Genomic DNA, 17,416 nt, shown 5'->3' on the forward strand with positions numbered 1-17,416 from the left:
TTGGTTTTAGTTTAACTTGAAAATGCCGTAACCGTAGGTCTTAGCTGTAATGGTTAGTCCTTTACTTTTATCAGTGTTCAACTCTACCCCATCAATAAGCGTTGGGTTTACCTTTTTAACGTTTTTATCAGACTTTATTTGAATTGCTTGTTCTTTAGCTGAAGGATTGATCACAATCAAGAAGGTTTCGTTTTTGAACTTACGCTGATAAACCAAGGGATATGTATGCTCAGCAGTGTTATAAAACTGAATAGTTCCTTCTGTTTTCAAAGCCTTGGAAGAGCTTCTTAAAGTCAACAGTTTACGGGTAAAATGAAGTAGTGAGTTTGTATCAGCTAATTGAGTAGCCACATCAGGACGGATCAATGAAGAATCCAATGGCAAATAAAACTTCTCGGGATCGGCACTCGAGAAACCTGCACCTTTGGTTTTATCCCATTGCATAGGAGTTCTTGTTCCGGCACGATTTCCTTTGCTTAACACACTGCCTTCTTTATTAGGTAATCCGCTGATGTATTTCATCCCAATCTCATCGCCATAATAAACCAACGGAACGCTTGGCAGGGTTAAGAAAAAAACCATAGCTGCCTTTAACTGCTCAATGGTATTCCTGTCGCCACTTGCCGGACGCTGAAAATCATGATTGGAAGTTGGCAAACACAAATACCCTTTGCCTGCAACAACCTCTTTTAATTGTTGATTATAGAGGTTGATGAAATTGACCGGAGAGCCATTACCCTGGCTACTGAAATAACAGGTATCATGTCGATAAACGCCTTCTTTATTAAAAAACATAGAACTATAACCTGAATTGCGTAAGTGGATGAGAAAATCCATCATAAAATTAGCTTTGATCGATTTTGCCGGATCACCCCATTCTGCAATTAAAATCCCATCAGCATATTTCGACTGAAAATGAGAACGGATATCTTTCCATAACTTATTTGTTGCCACTAAATCAGGGTCATTCTTTACTAAAGAGCCCGCCATATCAACCCTGAATCCATCAGCGCCTTTATCCATCCAAAAATCTATGATCCTGATCAACTCGGATTTTGTCTTTTGAGGCCCTTCTGCTGTTACAGCTTGTTCCCATGGATTATCGGGATTGGGTTTACCATAGCCATAATTCAATGCGGGTTGGCACTCAAAGAAGTTTTTACGGTAAGTGCCATTTCGTTCAAATTTACCGGCAACAAACTTTTCCGGTTTTAAGGTTGAATCGTTCGTCCAGATGTATCGGTCCGAAAATTCGTTTAGTGTTTGTTGCTGAGATGCTTTGAACCATGGATGCTGATCGGAGGTATGTCCCGCCACCAAGTCTAAACAAACCTTGATGTTTCGTTTATGAGCTTCTTTAAATAAGTTCTCCAGATCTTGATTGGTACCATATCGAGGAGCCACTTTGTAATAATCAGTCACATCGTATCCGGCATCAAAAAAAGGAGACTCAAAACAAGGGTTGATCCAAATTGCATTACAACCCAGCCATTTAATATAATCAAGCCGATGAGTAATACCGTTAATATCACCAATGCCGTCATTATTGGTATCTTGAAAACTCTGCGGATAGATCTGATAAAATATGGCTGTTTTTAACCAAACAGGGACCGGCTGTATTTTTTGGGCCAAAAGCGAGCCTGTAAACATTGTAAAGCACAATGCAATTACGAATTGTTTCATTTATATAATTATAAAAATTACCAGGAAATCACTTATGCAATGATCATAGCGGAGCCTTGTAAAAGTAAACAATGCATTAGTTAACCATTGGCAGCCTTCACAAAACAAAGGCCGCCAATAGTGGTTAACTTTCTTACAATCGTTTCTTTTAATTATATCCTATATTCTGAGTTAAATTAGGATTGGCCTCAATTGCGCTAATAGGAATTGGCAGTAACACCATGTAAGCAGGTGTTTCAAAATTCTTCTCAGCACGAGGAGCTGTGTATTTATTGAAGCGGATTAAATCAGTTCTACGATTACCCTCCCAATACAATTCATATCCGCGCTCATTCAAAATTTTACCTAAATCGAGCGAAGTATAAGCTGGTTGCCCACGTTTGGTGTTTCTTATGTAATTAAGATCGGTCAAGGCACCGGCAACATCACCTGCTCTAAATTTCGCCTCAGCACGGATAAGATACGTATCAGATAAACGATACAACGGAAAATCATTTCCGGCATTTTGACCTGGAGAAGTGGAAGCAGGGTTAGGAGCAAACTTAACGATACGTACACCTTGCTCTTCTTTTGAGTTAGAAATGCTGAAATTTTTTGTATAGATTAGTGGATCTCCGGTACGTGTCTTTAATGCAACTCCAGCAGTTGAATATTGCTGACCAATTAATAAACCCTGATTAAAGCCTAACTGGCTAACTAAGCGGGTATCTTTAAAGCGTTTATCATTAACATCCCAGGTATCAACAAAAGCCGGAGTAGTACAGCATCCATTCAATAAACTTGTATAGGTCCCAAATTTCTGGCTATAATGTAGTGTAATTGAAGGCGATGCTAAGCCTGTTAAACCATTGGTTTCATCATAAATAACCGATAAAATTGACTCGGTACTTTGTAAGTAGTTGGCATTATCATATTGGAACAAACCCCAATAGTCATCAGCAACTTTATACAGGTTCGAGTTAATAATATCGTCGCAAGCTTTAATTGTTTCCTGCCATTTTGCTTTTCCGGTATAAACCTCATGATTTAAGTAAACATTAGCCAATAGCATTTGAGCCGCTGCTTTTGATACTCTTCCATAAGGAACTTCTGACTTATTCTTTAATACCGGAATAATCTCATTGATCTCTTTAATGATACGCTCAACAGCCTGCTCGCGATTATAAATGGTTGGTTGTTTTGAATAATCGGTTTCAGTATACTCCCTGAACGGAAACTTTCCGAAGTTATCCGCAAGCTTGAACATGCAAAGCGCTCTGATGAATCTCACTTCGGCAATGTAAACGTCCGTTTTCTCTGATTTAGGGAAAGCCGACAAATACTGTAACGCCACATTGCAACGGGTAACACCAAGCATAAAGCTATTCCAGGTGTTACGGATATAAATATTAGTTGGTTTATAATTGTGCGTACAAAGTGTCTGATAGTCAACTGAAACCCAATCAGCCCCTCTTGCCGGCCATGCCAACTCATCAGTAGTTGCCAATAAGGCACCCCAAACACCTGATCTGCTATTCAAATCTCTTAAGTAAGCATAAGCAGGGGCAACAATCATTTCAACATTTTTATTATCAGTAACAACATTTCCTCCGTTAACTTCATCTAAAATTTCCTCTTTTACCGAACAAGAACTTATGATAAGAGCCAATGCACTAACTAGAATATATATTTTTTTCATGTTTAATTGTCATTTAGAATTTAGAATTCAACATTTACTCCGAAAACGACAGTACGAGCTTTGGGATAAGTTGTCCAGTCAATACCCATTGAAGGTACACCTCCTGATGAGTGATCGGCATTAACTTCAGGATCGTAACCAGAGTAATCAGTAATTACAAACAGGTTGTTGCCCGTTACATTGAAACGGAACTTACTCAACCAGTTAATGTTTTTCAAATTGACTGTGTAACCCAATGTTACATTTGACAAACGTAAGAACGATCCATTTTCAATGAAACGGCTACTGTAAGTCAATGTACCGTTTGAATTCTCTGTACTTTGAGCAGCTTCTTTCGTTGCATTCCATTCTTTAGAAATTAAAGTATTCTGACTGATAATATTTGCAACGTTGTTGTAAACCTTATTGCCATAAACACCATTAAAGTTTAACACAAGATCTAACCCTTTATAAATTAGGCTTGTATTAAAACCATAGGTTAACTTCGGCAGCGCCGATCCTAAAGATTGCTGAATTTCAACTCCGTCGGCGTCTTTTTCAAAAACACTATTACCTAACTCATCAAACCCTAAGAATTTACGTCCCCAGAAAGTACCAATTGGATAGCCGTTTTTAATAACCTGCGAAGAGAACCCGGTAATACCCGGACCACTTGGCGAGCCCGTTGTGATCTGACTCATTGGCAAGCCCGATACCTCATTTTTAATGGTAGTGATGTTTACACCTGCATCCCAGGTAAGATCTTTTTTATTTAAAATGATACCGGTTAAACCAAGCTCAACACCCCTGTTCTTAATTTTCATATCAGGAACATTTGACCATACTTTAGTGGTTGGAGCAGGAGAAATTGAGAATACTTCCAACAATACGTCGGAGGTGGTTTTATCGAAATAATCGATGGTACCGGTAATACGTCCGTTGGCAAATCCAAAATCAATACCGGCATTTACCTGGTTGGTTTTTTCCCACCGAATATCAGGGTTTGGCGTACGGGTAAGTGTAATCCCTGGAGTTACGTTTTTGGCCGATCCGTCTAAAATGGCTGATAAACCAGAAGAAGAAGAACCTAGCAATATTTGAGATATCTTATTAGGAATCTCCTGGTTACCGGTAATACCCCAGCCTAAACGCATTTTCAGGTTGCTGAAAACACCTAAATTTTTAACAAACTCTTCCTCATTTAATTTCCATGCAACCGAAGCTGAAGGGAATAGTCCATATTTATTATTTGCACCAAACTTGGTTGAACCATCGCTTCTTAGCGTAGCAGTAACTAAATACTTATTATTTAAGGAATAATTTACACGGCCAAAAAATGATTGCAACGCATTTTTAACAATTGACGAGCCAACAGTAGCCGCTTTAGCATTACCTAAACCTAAATTATTGATATAGTCAAAGTCGGTAATGGTAAATCCGTCTTCACTAAACTTATAGCTGTAAGTTTTAAACTGTTGGTATGAATGACCTGCCAGTACATTAAAACGGTTATTCTCATTAATATTAAAATCATAAGTCAGATAATTCTCAATCAAATTACTCGACAGAGAAACATTGCTTATATCCACAGTGCCTTTATTCGTTAAATAAATAAGGTTTTGATTTTGCATCACTTTCCTCGATGCATTCGATTGGTCAGCAGCCAGATTGATCTTATATTTCAAGCCTTTGATAATTTCAAAAGATCCGCTGATATTACCTAAAACACGGTCAGTTTGATTATTATCGCTTGTCAGGTCAATCATTGCCAATGGGTTACGCACGTCAGCACTCATCTGTTTAAACGTACCATCTGGGTTATAAACAGGCAAGGTAGGATTCAATTTTAATGACGATAAAATCACATCGCCCTCATAGCCTCCGGTTTCTCCAATAGGAACGCGCTGATCGCCGGTACGAGCCGCAGTTAAATTAGCTTCCAAACGTAATTTATCATTTATCAAGTTTTGGATCACATTAAATCTTCCGGTATACTTCTTTAATCCGGTTTTTTTAATGATACCTTCCTGGTCTAAATAACTTAATGAAGCACGGTATGAGCCTTTATCATTACCGCCTCCATAGGATAAATTGTGACTTTGCGTTCGAGCTGTTCTGTAAATTTGGCTCTGCCAATTGGTGTTAGCCCCGTAATCACCACCGGTTAAGCCCTTTTCTGTTCTGAATGCAAGGAACTCTTCAGCGTTCAATAAGTCCAATTGCTTTGGAAGTTCAGATATTGAGGTACTTCCCGAATAAGTCAATACACCTTTGCCTGATTTTCCTTTTTTAGTTGTAATCAAGATAACACCGTTTGCTCCACGTGAACCATAAATAGCGGTGGCAGACGCATCTTTCAATACATCCATGCTTTCAATATCATCCGGATTTAAGAAGTTTAACGGATTTTTGGTTGCGGCACTACCCGCTCCGGTAATGGTTGCCCCACTAGGTTGGGCATCTGTAATGTCTAATGGAACTCCGTCAACTACATATAGAGGGTCCTGACCAGAACGCACAGAATTTGACCCTCTGATACGAACCGATGCACCTGCTCCTGGCTCTCCTCCATTGTTAACTACGTTAATACCAGGCATACGACCCTGAATTAAGTCAACTGGGTTAACAGCAATTCCTTTATTAAAATCCTTAGTATTAATAGTTGCTACCGATCCGGTGAGGTCTTTCTTATTTACTGAACCATAACCTACTGCCACGACAACTTCTTTCAACCCAATGACATTGCTAAGTAACTTTATGTTAATGGTACTGTTGCCTCCAACCCTAACTTCTTGCGTTGTCATTCCCAGAAAGCTGAAAACCAATACCGATCCGCTCGATGGAACGATTATTTCATACTTTCCATTAAAATCAGTAGTGGCGCCAATGGTCGAATTTTTAACACTAACCCCAACACCTGGCAAAGCAGTCCCTTCCTCATCAGTGATGATTCCGGTTACTTTGCGGCTTTCTTCCTTTGTACCCTGACTAGTTTTAGTGGTTTTAAGAAGGATAAGGTTGTCTTTTTGAATAGTGAAATTAACATTTGAGCCACCGAACAATGAGTTTAATACATCTTGAACCGATTTGTTTTTTACATGCAACGAAACTTTTCGATTAACATCAAGTTGTTCGCGCTGATAAAAGAAACGATAAGTAGTTTTTGCCTCTATAACCTTAAACACCTCTGTAATAGGTGTATTATCAAAATCAAGAGTTAGATTTTGTGATTGTGAATATGCTGTTCCTAAATCAAAAGTTGCTACTAACAGGATAATCAGCATACACTTAAACCCTACTTTTTTCCATCCATTTATAGGATTAAAGTAGTTTTTAATTATTTTTTGCATAGTTTTAATTAAAGATTAATTCAAAAGTTCATTTAAGTTGATCTTGCGTGCCGAAAGACTCTTCGACCTTTCTTTCGGCACTTTTTTATTAATTCCTCATTTGTAATCTTTTTTATTTCATAAGCAATAAATTTTGGTTTATCTAATACATTAAGGTTGTTTCTCAATCATTATTACATTGCCCATAACCAGCTGATATTTAATTGGAAGTGTTTCTTTAATTAAATTCAGCACCTGAATAATATTTTCATTCCTAATGCTTCCGTCATAATGGTATTTAAACAATGATGGATCATGAACCTCAAACTGCACATTGTATCTGCTTTCCAGAATTTTCAGCAGGTCCCCGAAGTTTTTATTTTCAAATCTCACCTCTGTTTCTTTCCATACCGAAGCCAGCTCAGGCTGAACTGTAGTTAAGCTTGACTCTTTTTTCTCTTTGTTGAACGTAAACTGTTGGCCCGGAATCATTAGGGTAGGTTTAATTGCACTAATATCGTTTTCGGGTAAAATTTCAATAGAACCTTCCTGCAGTGTGGTTATTACCTCTTTATTTTGAGGATAAGCTTTCACATTGAAAACCGTTCCATGTACTGCTACCTTATACTGACCGGCATGTACAATAAATGTTTTTTCGGGCATTTTGGCAACCTTAAACCAGCCTTCTCCCTTCAAAAACACCTCCCTTTTGTCAGAAGAGTTGAGTTTATAGGTTAACTCAGAATTTGCATTTAAAAAAACCGTTGAGCCGTCAGGTAAAATAGTCTGTGAACTCGATTTATTGCCGGCAATAATTCTAATTTCTGACTCATTGATCTTTCTGTTAAAATAAGGCTGAAGAGCAAAAACATAGATCAGCATTCCAAAAATAAAGATTGCTGCCCTTGACCCAATCAAAGTCATCAGACGAATCAACTTTCTTCTTTTTTGCAGTTTTTCATTTTCAGCAATCGTCTCGCAAATCTTTTCGAACAGCGGCGCTGTTAATGTTTGTTCCTCTGCCGAACTTTCTGTTTGCTCCAATTGCTTATATAAATCATTCTTAATTTCAAACTCCATTTCACAGTTGTAAAACGATTGAATGATTTTTTCCTTGTTTTCTGATTTCATAATTATAAGCTCGCTAAAAGACGCATGATCATCTTTTAAAATTGGTCATTTAATACTAATACGTACAAGTAATCGTAACTACTCACGCGCTCATTAAAAAAATAAAAAAGGATTGTATTAAGAGAAATAGAAGAATGCGAGGTACAACATGTACTTGGAATCAATATGCTCTTTCAGAAAAGTCATTGCACGGTAAATCTGATTTTCTACCGTTCGTTTAGAAATATTTAACTGTTGAGCAATTTCATCATAACTCAAGCCATCAAACCTGCTCATTGTAAATACTTGCCTTCGTTGTTCGGGCATTTGAGCAACTAAGCCGTTTAATTGATTTTGAAGATCAATAAGGGCGAGGTTGTTCCAGGTTGAATCATCTTCTTCGCTTTGTTGAAATAAAGCAAGCTCCGTGTGTAACTTTTCAAGCTTCCTTTTTCTCAAATGGTCATAAATAAGGTTGACTGCCGTTTTAAAAACATAAGCCTTGATATTTTTGGACTCATCAAGCGATGCTTTCTGATTCCAAAGCCGTATAAAAACTTCCTGAACCAACTCTTCGGCATCATAAGTCGACTTCAGATAAGAATAGCCAAACTTGTAAATTTTAGGCGCATATAAATCGAACAAGGCCTTAAAAGCGACCTTATTCTGCTTATAATCACTATCTACAAAAGACATGCTATTCTCAGAAATTTTATTCAACTTATCTGATGACTGATTTCGGGCGGAAAGATACATAAGTAGTAATAGAAACACAAAACAGAAGCAAGACGATTATTTACAATCAGTTAAACGACTATTGCTGTTAACCCGAAAAGCAATCATCACGCCTTTAAGCACGCCACATAAAAAAAGCGCCCACTCGTCGCTTTTCGCCAACAGTAAAATCTTGAGTAACCATAATATTGGTTTCCATCTTTATAGCATCAACCAGGCCTACGATGGGCCATTTCAACCTACTACTGTTGCAGAACTGAACTCAGAAAAGCATAAGCATTCAAGATGCAATCCTGGTTTATAAAAAGGCTTGTGTGTTTTTTAGAAGCATGGAAAAAAAAGCAACACTTTTTTAAAACGGAGAACAATTTTTTAAGGATTTGACGGCCCTCCCATTTGTATCGAAAGACAAATATTACCCTCCCCATTTAAAAGTTAAATATCATCATGGGGCTATTCTTCCTTATGTAGTACAAAGACTTTACTAAAAAAATATCTAAGGCTAATTTGAATTTTAGTGGCAGATGTTTTCCATCCGTCGTTAAAATTTTCACGATTAATCCACTGCAGTTCAACACCTGCAGTAAGATTAGGCACTGGGTAATACAATAAATTGGTACTAGCATAGCGACCTATACGAAAGGCTTGAGCACTTTGTCCGTCTGAATTATCAATAACTATTGATGAATAGCCAATTATGCTGCTGAACTGTTTATTCCATTGATGATTAAGGTAAGCGGAGTAACTGTAAAGTGGCAATGCAACTCCTTTAACAGGTGAATTAACATTCCCTAATTGATTTTTGATTCCTATATCTGTCGGTGCATCGTTCATATAATTCTCAATTCCTTCCCCAACGATTGCTTGTCCCAGAAATACACTTTTCTTTCCTAATTTAAGATTAGTGCTTAGGTTAAGTCCCCATCCTACGGCTTTTCCTCCGAGATTAAAAGGCTGAGTGCCTTGGTCAACCCATTCAATTTTACGAACTAGCCCTGCTAACTCAGCATAGCCCCATTTACGTGTCATACGAAATTCTGCTGACAAATCGGGTAATTCAAACTTTGGATCTACATCTTGTAGCTCAATCCTGTCACTGTATATGCCTTGGTCAGCACTTGCTCCTGGGCGTTCAAGTGCAAAAGCCAGCCGATTGGCGCCATTAAGTGGAATAAAACGTAACTGGACGTTTTTACACAAAGACATACCTACCGGCCCCCAGTATTCAATCGTATTTGGATACCCGTCAAAATCGCAAAACAAGCTCCAGTTGTGACCAAAACCTACCATGCCTAACTCCACATAAGCGTAAAGCATATGAAATGTCGTACGACCGGCATCATTTGCCACACCAAATAAGTCAAATGTTAAACGGGTCATTAATTTACCCAAACGCGTCGGTGTAAAACTTTTAAAATCCAGCATAGACTGACGTACACCAAAATAGACATTACCGTCGGTACCGTATTGATTTTTAAATGCCGGCAATTGTGTAGGACGCATTACATCGAAGTAATCGGGATTAACTTGATTAAAGTTATAACCCATATCAGTCATTACCTGAGCCGAGATTTCAAATACAGTTTTTTGTACCTGCTGTGCAAAAAGGCTCAGACAAATAAAATTTACAAGAAGGGTCAACCAGTACTTCCTCATAGGTATAGGTTGTGGTGGTTTGTATTTTAATACTACTATTTATAGAATTTTCTTTATAATGCAATAATTGTGCAAGTTTAAAAACTTGCACTCTCTTGATATTACCTATGAGTAAAAATATAATTTTTTGACTTCCAGTCTAGTATGTAAATGAAATAGCTTATAAATAGAAAACAAAAACCCAGCAAATGCTGAGCTTTCCAAAAGTCGGGATGGCCGGATTTGAAACGCCGCCCTCCAGCACCTATTTAGATGATTTAAATTCTTCTCTATGAAGTGCTCAACCTATACTTCTGGCACAACTTTTTTCATGCCGGATTGATATTCTGATTCATCCGAAAAAGATTCATCGGGTCATATTTCCTCTTGAGTTCCACTAAGCGTTTGTATGTAGAACCATAGGCAAACGAAATTCGCTCAGCTTCGTCCTGGGTGAGAAAGTTGATGTACGCTCCTCCACTGGCGAACGGTTGAGTCTTGGCGAAGAATTCGCGCGACCAAGCTATGCAACTTTCATCCTCAGGGGCCGACTCCCAGCGGCCATGAACGTTCATTACGTAATTAGCATCTCGGCATGAATATGCCATCGCTTCAGGCGCTACTTGGGCTGTTTGGCCCCCAATCGTACCAATAAAGATTTCACACTGCGATGACGGCAGCTTGCTTGCATATTCGATAATATTGTCGATCACACCCTCACTGATACGACTGAAATTATGGGACTTCCAATAGTTGCGCGCACCTCGAGTAAGGAGCGGGTCGAAAGCTTGCTGCCAGGCAGTGAAAGGTTGCACACCGATATGCTCGCCTAGAACCGTGCCAAAGCCGCGCAGTGGGTCTATCAGCTTTTCTCCCTCAACAGGGTCACCTAGGTAACACAAGGCAAGTGCAATTATCTCCTTCCCATGAACATTTTCTGACAGAAACGGAAGTGGAGGGGCCTTTCGAGTAACCATCCACACATTAAGTTCATTCGGCATCGTCTCAGTAAAACGGGCGAACTGTGTAAGAACAGACTTTGCCTCGTCGAAAGGAAAGACAATAAGTCCGCTCAATACGTTTGGTCCAACGGGATGAAGTTGAAACTCAAAGCTAGTGACAATACCGAAATTCCCACCGCCACCACGCAAACCCCAGAAAAGGTCAGAATTCTCCGTTTCGCTCGCTCGTACTAGATTACCATCGGCCATAACGACATTTGCTGAGAGGAGATTATCGACGGTCATACCGTATTTCCGGCTCAACCAACCAAAGCCGCCGCCGAGTGTGAGTCCGGCAACACCAGTAGTTGAGTTGATACCCAACGGAGTGGCAAGACCATGAGCCTGCGCAACCTTATCGAAGTCGGCTAGGGTGCAGCCAGGTTCAACAATTGCCCTTCGGGTATTCGGATCTACCACTACGCTCTTCATCAATGAAAGGTCGATCATAAGGCCATCATCACAGACGGCATTACCGGCAATGTTGTGCCCTCCCCCCCGAATGGAAATGAGCAGATTATGTTGAAGACCGAACTTAACGGCCTGGACGACATCTTCTGGTGATTTGCAGCGGGCAATCAGTCGGGGTTTGCGATCGATCATAGCGTTCCAGATCTGGCGTGCTTCGTCATACCCTACATCTGAAGATAAAAGTACATCGCCCTGAAAGTTCGTTTTAAAATCGTTGATAGTTGTTGTTTCTAGCTCCTTCATAGTTGAATTTTGTTTTTCCTAAAGCATTGTATTGTTTATATATACCTAATTTACAATATATTATATATAATTTTTAAAGCTTATGAAAATGTATTGAAGAAGGAATATTTGTATAAATCTATGTTGTCTTATCAACTCGAAAGTCACGAGTCTAAAAAGGAGTACGGTTTCTTATTCAGTTAACTAAGGTCCATGCATCTTTGGAAGCTCATCAGTTTTTCCTCTCTACTTGACCGCCACCTGATAAATCGAATAGTTTACTATATTACCGTATATATTGCCATTGGTATACCGGTCATAACCTAGTCCAAGATAGAGTTTAAGGATCATTTTGAGATAAAAATTTGCAACTTTCTGAATGGTTCAATTGGCGGAAGCGGAATTGACATGAATCCATTTGTTTTTAACCATCCAATTTTGGAGGTAAGCGGTCCATGCAATGGTACTTGCCCGATTAACCAAGCCGAAACCATGTCCGCCTTTTTCATAAAAGTATTTTTCAAACTTAACATTATTATGCTCCAAAGCCCCCATAAAGGCGGTACTGTTAGCAACCGACACGCCTTTATCATCAAGTGCATGCATAATAAACGCAGGCGGCGTTTCGCTACTGACTTGCTGTTCATTACTAAACAGTTTTATTTGCTCTCCTGTGGGTTCAGGACCCAACAATGCTATCCGGCTGCCGGCATGGCCTATTTCCTTACTGAAACTGATTACCGGATAGGCTAAAATCATAAAATTGGGTTTCAGGTTAATTTTATCAGGATTATCGATAAAAGCTCTACCAAAATGCGTTGCTAACGACGCGGCCAAATGCCCACCTGCACTAAACCCCATTACTCCAATACTGTTTACATTAAGTTTCCAGTCCTTTGCCCGCGCTCGAACCAATTGAATTGCCCGTTGGGCATCCTGTAGCGGACCAATACTTTTATCTACCATAATTTCATCACTGGGCAAACGGTATTTCAGCACGAAAGCTGTTATTCCCCAATCATTGAGTAACCTGGCTACATCTGTCCCTTCGTGACTAAATGCCAGCAATCCATAACCACCACCGGGACAAATAATTACTGCGGTGCCATTCGCTTTTTCATCGGCCGGACGAAAAACGGTCAGCGTTGGCTGGGTTACATTCCTAATTCTAAGGTTTCCATCTGCTCCAACTTCGCTTATTTCAGCAATTGCCGAAGATTTTGAATTGGGAACTGAATGGTTATAAAGTAAAATTTGTTGCTGAGCCTTGGTACTAGACGAAATTACCATCAGATAAATAATAGATTATTACTTGGATTTACCAATAAAAGCCTTCTATTTATATATAGAAAGCTTATTTCTATGTCGGGATGGCCGGATTTGAACCGACGACCTCCAGCACCCCATGCTGGCGCGATACCGGGCTACGCTACACCCCGAAGGTTAATTAAGCCTTCTATAATTAGTTTGTTTTCTCCTGTTATTGAACTATTTAAATCAATAATGCGGGTTAATTAATATGTTAATTCTCGTTATTAAATTTCTTTTAAGAAGCTTCAGGGTACAAAAAAGAGTACAGATTTCTAACAGAACTCGTCAAAGATAGAAAATATGATCGTCCGATGATTCCCTTTTACAGCACTCTAATATGATCGTTACCTTTAACTATTTGCGAGGCCCAGGGGAGATTACTGATGAGCGTTTAAAAGACGTCTTGCCAGAATTGTAAGTAGGCACTTATAGAAACAAATAGGGACAAAGAACTTTCAATTTTTACCTTATAAAAGGTAAGAATCTGTTCTGTGTCCCTATTATTGAATTTTAGCTAGCTCCTATCTTGCGGAATATGCTTATAACTAATCTCAGTGTTATGAAAAACTCCAGCACTCATGCTTGTGCGTCACCCTTTTTATGTAATTTAATTAGTTGATTTTCAATCTATTTATTATTTAAACCTTCATATGAAGGTACACTAAAAGGTACGCTGATTTAAACATTAATTGGGATTTCGACTATGTTTTCAATTGATATTTGAGTTTGTACAGGAGTATAAATATCAACCTCTGTTCTTGGTGTTTCAAGAGAGACTATTAGACTATACCTCACTTTGGTATTTGCTTTTCCTAATTTCTTTCTTGTTTTATACCATCCATTTTTAGGGAACACTGCAATGATATTTCTAGTTGAAAGATCCGCTCCTGACATCACTATAAAGTCCTTTTTAATCGACCCTTTATTTCTAAGCCTTTTTAAAACCCAGGGTTCACCACTTGTATCTATACTTTCTTCCATTTCTTCTTGCTCAGAAGCGGAGGAAATCCTACGTTTAAAAATGTCAAGAGATTCATTCGGTTTTATAGCAATGAAATCTAATGCATGAGAATGATACTGAAAACTATTGGAATATCTCCTGTTTCCTGGATTAGGTTCAATGTAATAAGATAAAGTTACAGTAAGTTTAACATCATTAGTATATAAAACATCTCTTAACACTTCAACTGGCCAAGGAAGTTTAAAAAGATGGTATTCATTATATTTCGGATCATTATTATTATTCTGTAAGAAAGGCTGTATTTCTCTTTCTGCAATTATAGTCAATGAATTTGAAGCACTATATAATGCTTTGGACAAAACAGGAACTCCATAGCCAACTGTGCGTAATAAAGCTCTCTTTCTTGGTTCAGTAAATTGTTCGACTCTCCCATTTCCCAACATTGCACTTGTCCAATCTGCTGAGTGTATCATCAAACCCCTAATAGTTTCAGGCCATAAATTCGGGTATTTAGTCATTATTTCAGCAGCCATTTTTGAGGCCAATGCCGCAGCTCCACTAGTATCTCCAAATGATTGAAAAATTTTAGCCCCATTATTATGGGTACTTAATAACCTTAGATTATTGCTAAGGAATGTAAATGTTCCATTGGTTGCCCTGTTTCCACCTTCCATAACAACGTCTGGTTTATTTGGCCATTGGGAATCCCAAAATAATGAAGTTGAAGAAGAAGGCGACATAGCTCCATATGGAGCTAATGCTGAAAACCCGTTGTTTTGTTCTTCGGCACTTAATCTTTCTTTTCTTGTATATGAGCCTACAGTAATTGCATTATAAGATTGACCCGGATCATGAATTGATTCAATTTCATTTTTACTTGGATATTCATTATGTCCCTCAATATGGACGTTGCCTCCGCTAACAACAAATATTTGCGGTGGGTCCAATTGATTATTTGGCTCTCCAACAATAATTTTATCAATGGCAGCAGACCAAGAGGAAGGGCGTCCTTTAAATGCAAAATCTGGGTCACAAATTGCCATACAATAGACTCTTGGATTTTGAGGATTCGAACTTGCTGGAGTATAGCACGCTGATTTTGTTATACTACCATATAATTCAGGTTCATTAATTACATCCCTCTGAATTAATTTAAATGATTCTAATCCATGAAATATTTGTATTCGCTCAGGAGAAGCCAACGCCTCCGTTAAGTCTCCATAAACAGCTAAACTTGCCATTCCTGTTCCATGTCCACCTCCACTCCAACTATCATATTTTCCCCAGCCATCTTTCAATGTAAATAATCTGTCGTCAGGAAGAAAAGGGCTTAAAAGAGGGTGTCGATTATTAACTCCTGTATCAACTAGGCAAATAACCACAGGCGTTTCAGAGATTCTGTTATCCGTTCGATTAATTAAATCTTGCAGCCACGTTTCTTTATCTTGAGTTGTAATTTCTTCATCCGTGATAAACTCTGGTAACTCTTGTGGTGATCTCAATTCCGAGAGATTATCCAGCAACATTAAGGACCGAGAAAGTTGTATTGCCGAAGCTTTGATTAATCTTATCGTATGCTCAGGGAAAATTATATCAGAGTTAGTAATTTGAGCTCCTATTGAATTAAGATTATTAAGAACTTTGAGCATCTTTTCATCATCATTGGAAGTTTTTCTAAACCACACTTCCCACCAAACTTCTTGCTCAACATTTGGAAAAGGTTTTTCTGGTGCATCACTCCAGAATGCTTCAAGAGATGCTAATTGAATTAATTCAACATTTGCTAATAATGCATTGTTGGATGGAGTTCTACGTGTTTCGTTACCATTTTCATCTATTTTTATTCTGTCCCTACTTTCATCTAAATATTTCTCAACTGCTTTAATAAAATGACTAATCCCTCCCTTTTTAAGCATTACCAGAACCCGATATCTCTCTTGATTTTCTATCACTTCATTAGATATCTTTAAAAGTTGATAATTCTCTCGAGAATCATATAAACTTTCAAATTTTAAAGGATAACTCCACTCTGAAACAAATTCTACATAAATGGCTTCATCTCGTTCAACATTTTGAGGAAGTTGCACTGCTTGCAATTCCTCAAATCGTGCTTTAATATTATTAAGCTGATTTAATATTCTTGCTCCATGAGCAGCTCTATCACGCTCAACTAATCTAGATTGAATGTTTACCAATCGAGGGTATCGATACGGCTCATCGGTTTTATATCCATTAATTTGGAGGTGAGGTAGTTGTACTGATTCTGGCATCTATGATTTTCTCTTCCTTAATAAGGCTATAAAATAGTCCTTATTTAAAACATTATTTTCACTAAGAATCATTTCTTTAATTGATTCTTCGCAAGCTTTTACAATATCTGAATAATTTAAACCCTCTGCGATTTCGGAAACTTGTTTGTAGTTGATTTTAGTATCAAAAGAGAATCCTGAAGTGTTTTTCTTTATAGTTGAAACAATCTCTGCCTTACCGGGCAAAGGGTAAGTAACTATATCATCGAAACGTCTAAACAGTGCTTTATCTAGGGACTCTGGTAGATTTGTTGCAGCAATTATAATACTATTACTATGATCCTTCTCGATGTTAATTAAAAAACTGTTTAATACCCTTTTAATTTCTCCAACATCTTGTCCTTGATTACGATGAGACCCAATCGAGTCAAATTCGTCAAATAAGTATACTCCTCTATAATCAGGCATTGCATCAAATATCTGCCTTAACTTAGAAATAGATTCTCCCATGAATTTTGACATCAACCCATCTAACCGAATTATAAAAACAGGAATTCCAAGTTCACCAGCTATTGCTTGTGCTGTCATTGTTTTACCACAACCCGGTGGACCTATCAAAAGTATTTTTCTTCTAGGAGAAAGATTGTGCTGCCTGATTATTTCCCACTTTTGCTGTTCTGCTATTAACCTTTCCAACGCACTCTGAACATGCGTATCCAAAATCATATCATCGAGCTTTAGCTGAGGCTGAAAAACATCAATAAGTTCATTAAGTTCCCGTTTTGGTTGAGAAATTGAAATGGTTTTATTCCGACCAACAAAAGATAATGATCTGTTCTTTCTAGCCCTATCAATCAATTCTTTTAGCTCTTGAGCAATTGTAGTATGACCTTGACGGGCCTCTGATGCCGCTATTTGTATTGCAGAAGAAAAAAAACGTTCATCGTCCCCATCTCCAAACGATTTGATTAAGCTTTTTATTTGATCAGATGCTGCCATAAGTTCAAAAGTACAATAAATATGATTATTAAAATTATAAGTTTCAAGTCAAA

General features: G+C 38.2%; 10 protein-coding genes and 1 tRNA gene. All 11 read right to left on the minus strand.

Annotated features, from left to right (window positions below; genetic code table 11):
- Positions 1-6: 6 nt before the first annotated feature.
- Positions 7-1,683: an alpha-amylase family glycosyl hydrolase gene (locus L2B55_RS01090; RefSeq protein WP_237848454.1), complete on the minus strand. Its 1,677-nt coding sequence runs from the start codon at positions 1,681-1,683 to the stop codon at positions 7-9.
- Between the two features lie 148 nt (positions 1,684-1,831).
- On the minus strand, positions 1,832-3,361 hold the full coding sequence (locus L2B55_RS01095; RefSeq protein ID WP_237848455.1) for a RagB/SusD family nutrient uptake outer membrane protein: 1,530 nt from the start codon (positions 3,359-3,361) through the stop codon (positions 1,832-1,834).
- Between the two features lie 20 nt (positions 3,362-3,381).
- Positions 3,382-6,690: a TonB-dependent receptor gene (locus tag L2B55_RS01100; RefSeq protein ID WP_237848456.1), complete on the minus strand. Its 3,309-nt coding sequence runs from the start codon at positions 6,688-6,690 to the stop codon at positions 3,382-3,384.
- 150 nt (positions 6,691-6,840) lie between these two features.
- A complete protein-coding gene (locus L2B55_RS01105; RefSeq protein WP_237848457.1) occupies positions 6,841-7,800 on the minus strand; it encodes a FecR family protein in 960 nt (319 codons plus the stop codon).
- Positions 7,801-7,917: 117 nt separating this feature from the next.
- Positions 7,918-8,535, minus strand: coding sequence for an RNA polymerase sigma factor (locus tag L2B55_RS01110; RefSeq protein ID WP_237848458.1), 618 nt, complete (start codon positions 8,533-8,535; stop codon positions 7,918-7,920).
- 432 nt (positions 8,536-8,967) lie between these two features.
- Positions 8,968-10,170 carry a DcaP family trimeric outer membrane transporter gene (locus L2B55_RS01115; protein ID WP_237848459.1) on the minus strand — a complete coding sequence of 401 codons (1,203 nt, stop codon included), beginning with the start codon at positions 10,168-10,170 and terminating at the stop codon, positions 8,968-8,970.
- 308 nt (positions 10,171-10,478) lie between these two features.
- Positions 10,479-11,864, minus strand: a complete 1,386-nt coding sequence (locus L2B55_RS01120; protein ID WP_237848460.1) for an FAD-binding oxidoreductase — start codon at positions 11,862-11,864, stop codon at positions 10,479-10,481.
- 363 nt (positions 11,865-12,227) lie between these two features.
- Complete coding sequence (locus L2B55_RS01125) at positions 12,228-13,133, minus strand: alpha/beta hydrolase (RefSeq protein WP_237848461.1); 906 nt, start codon at positions 13,131-13,133, stop codon at positions 12,228-12,230.
- Positions 13,134-13,208: 75 nt separating this feature from the next.
- A tRNA-Pro gene (locus tag L2B55_RS01130) sits at positions 13,209-13,282 on the minus strand.
- A gap of 550 nt (positions 13,283-13,832) precedes the next feature.
- Positions 13,833-16,385 (minus strand): S8 family peptidase, encoded by a 2,553-nt coding sequence (locus tag L2B55_RS01135; protein ID WP_237848462.1) that lies wholly within the window; start codon positions 16,383-16,385, stop codon positions 13,833-13,835.
- A complete protein-coding gene (locus tag L2B55_RS01140) occupies positions 16,386-17,363 on the minus strand; it encodes an AAA family ATPase (protein ID WP_237848463.1) in 978 nt (325 codons plus the stop codon).
- Positions 17,364-17,416 lie beyond the last annotated feature (53 nt).

Source organism: Solitalea lacus (genome assembly GCF_022014595.1).
In the GTDB taxonomy this organism is placed as follows: domain Bacteria; phylum Bacteroidota; class Bacteroidia; order Sphingobacteriales; family Sphingobacteriaceae; genus Solitalea; species Solitalea lacus.

Bases quoted from the DNA above. Each gene is read 5' to 3' on its own strand.
- L2B55_RS01115 (WP_237848459.1), bottom strand. From the start codon at position 10,170: ATGAGGAAGTACTGGTTGACCCTTCTTGTAAATTTTATTTGTCTGAGC.
- L2B55_RS01110 (WP_237848458.1), bottom strand. From the start codon at position 8,535: ATGTATCTTTCCGCCCGAAATCAGTCATCAGATAAGTTGAATAAAATT.
- L2B55_RS01105 (WP_237848457.1), bottom strand. From the start codon at position 7,800: ATGAAATCAGAAAACAAGGAAAAAATCATTCAATCGTTTTACAACTGT.
- L2B55_RS01135 (WP_237848462.1), bottom strand. From the start codon at position 16,385: ATGCCAGAATCAGTACAACTACCTCACCTCCAAATTAATGGATATAAA.
- L2B55_RS01090 (WP_237848454.1), bottom strand. From the start codon at position 1,683: ATGAAACAATTCGTAATTGCATTGTGCTTTACAATGTTTACAGGCTCG.
- L2B55_RS01100 (WP_237848456.1), bottom strand. From the start codon at position 6,690: ATGCAAAAAATAATTAAAAACTACTTTAATCCTATAAATGGATGGAAA.
- L2B55_RS01095 (WP_237848455.1), bottom strand. From the start codon at position 3,361: ATGAAAAAAATATATATTCTAGTTAGTGCATTGGCTCTTATCATAAGT.
- L2B55_RS01120 (WP_237848460.1), bottom strand. From the start codon at position 11,864: ATGAAGGAGCTAGAAACAACAACTATCAACGATTTTAAAACGAACTTT.
- L2B55_RS01125 (WP_237848461.1), bottom strand. From the start codon at position 13,133: ATGGTAATTTCGTCTAGTACCAAGGCTCAGCAACAAATTTTACTTTAT.
- L2B55_RS01140 (WP_237848463.1), bottom strand. From the start codon at position 17,363: ATGGCAGCATCTGATCAAATAAAAAGCTTAATCAAATCGTTTGGAGAT.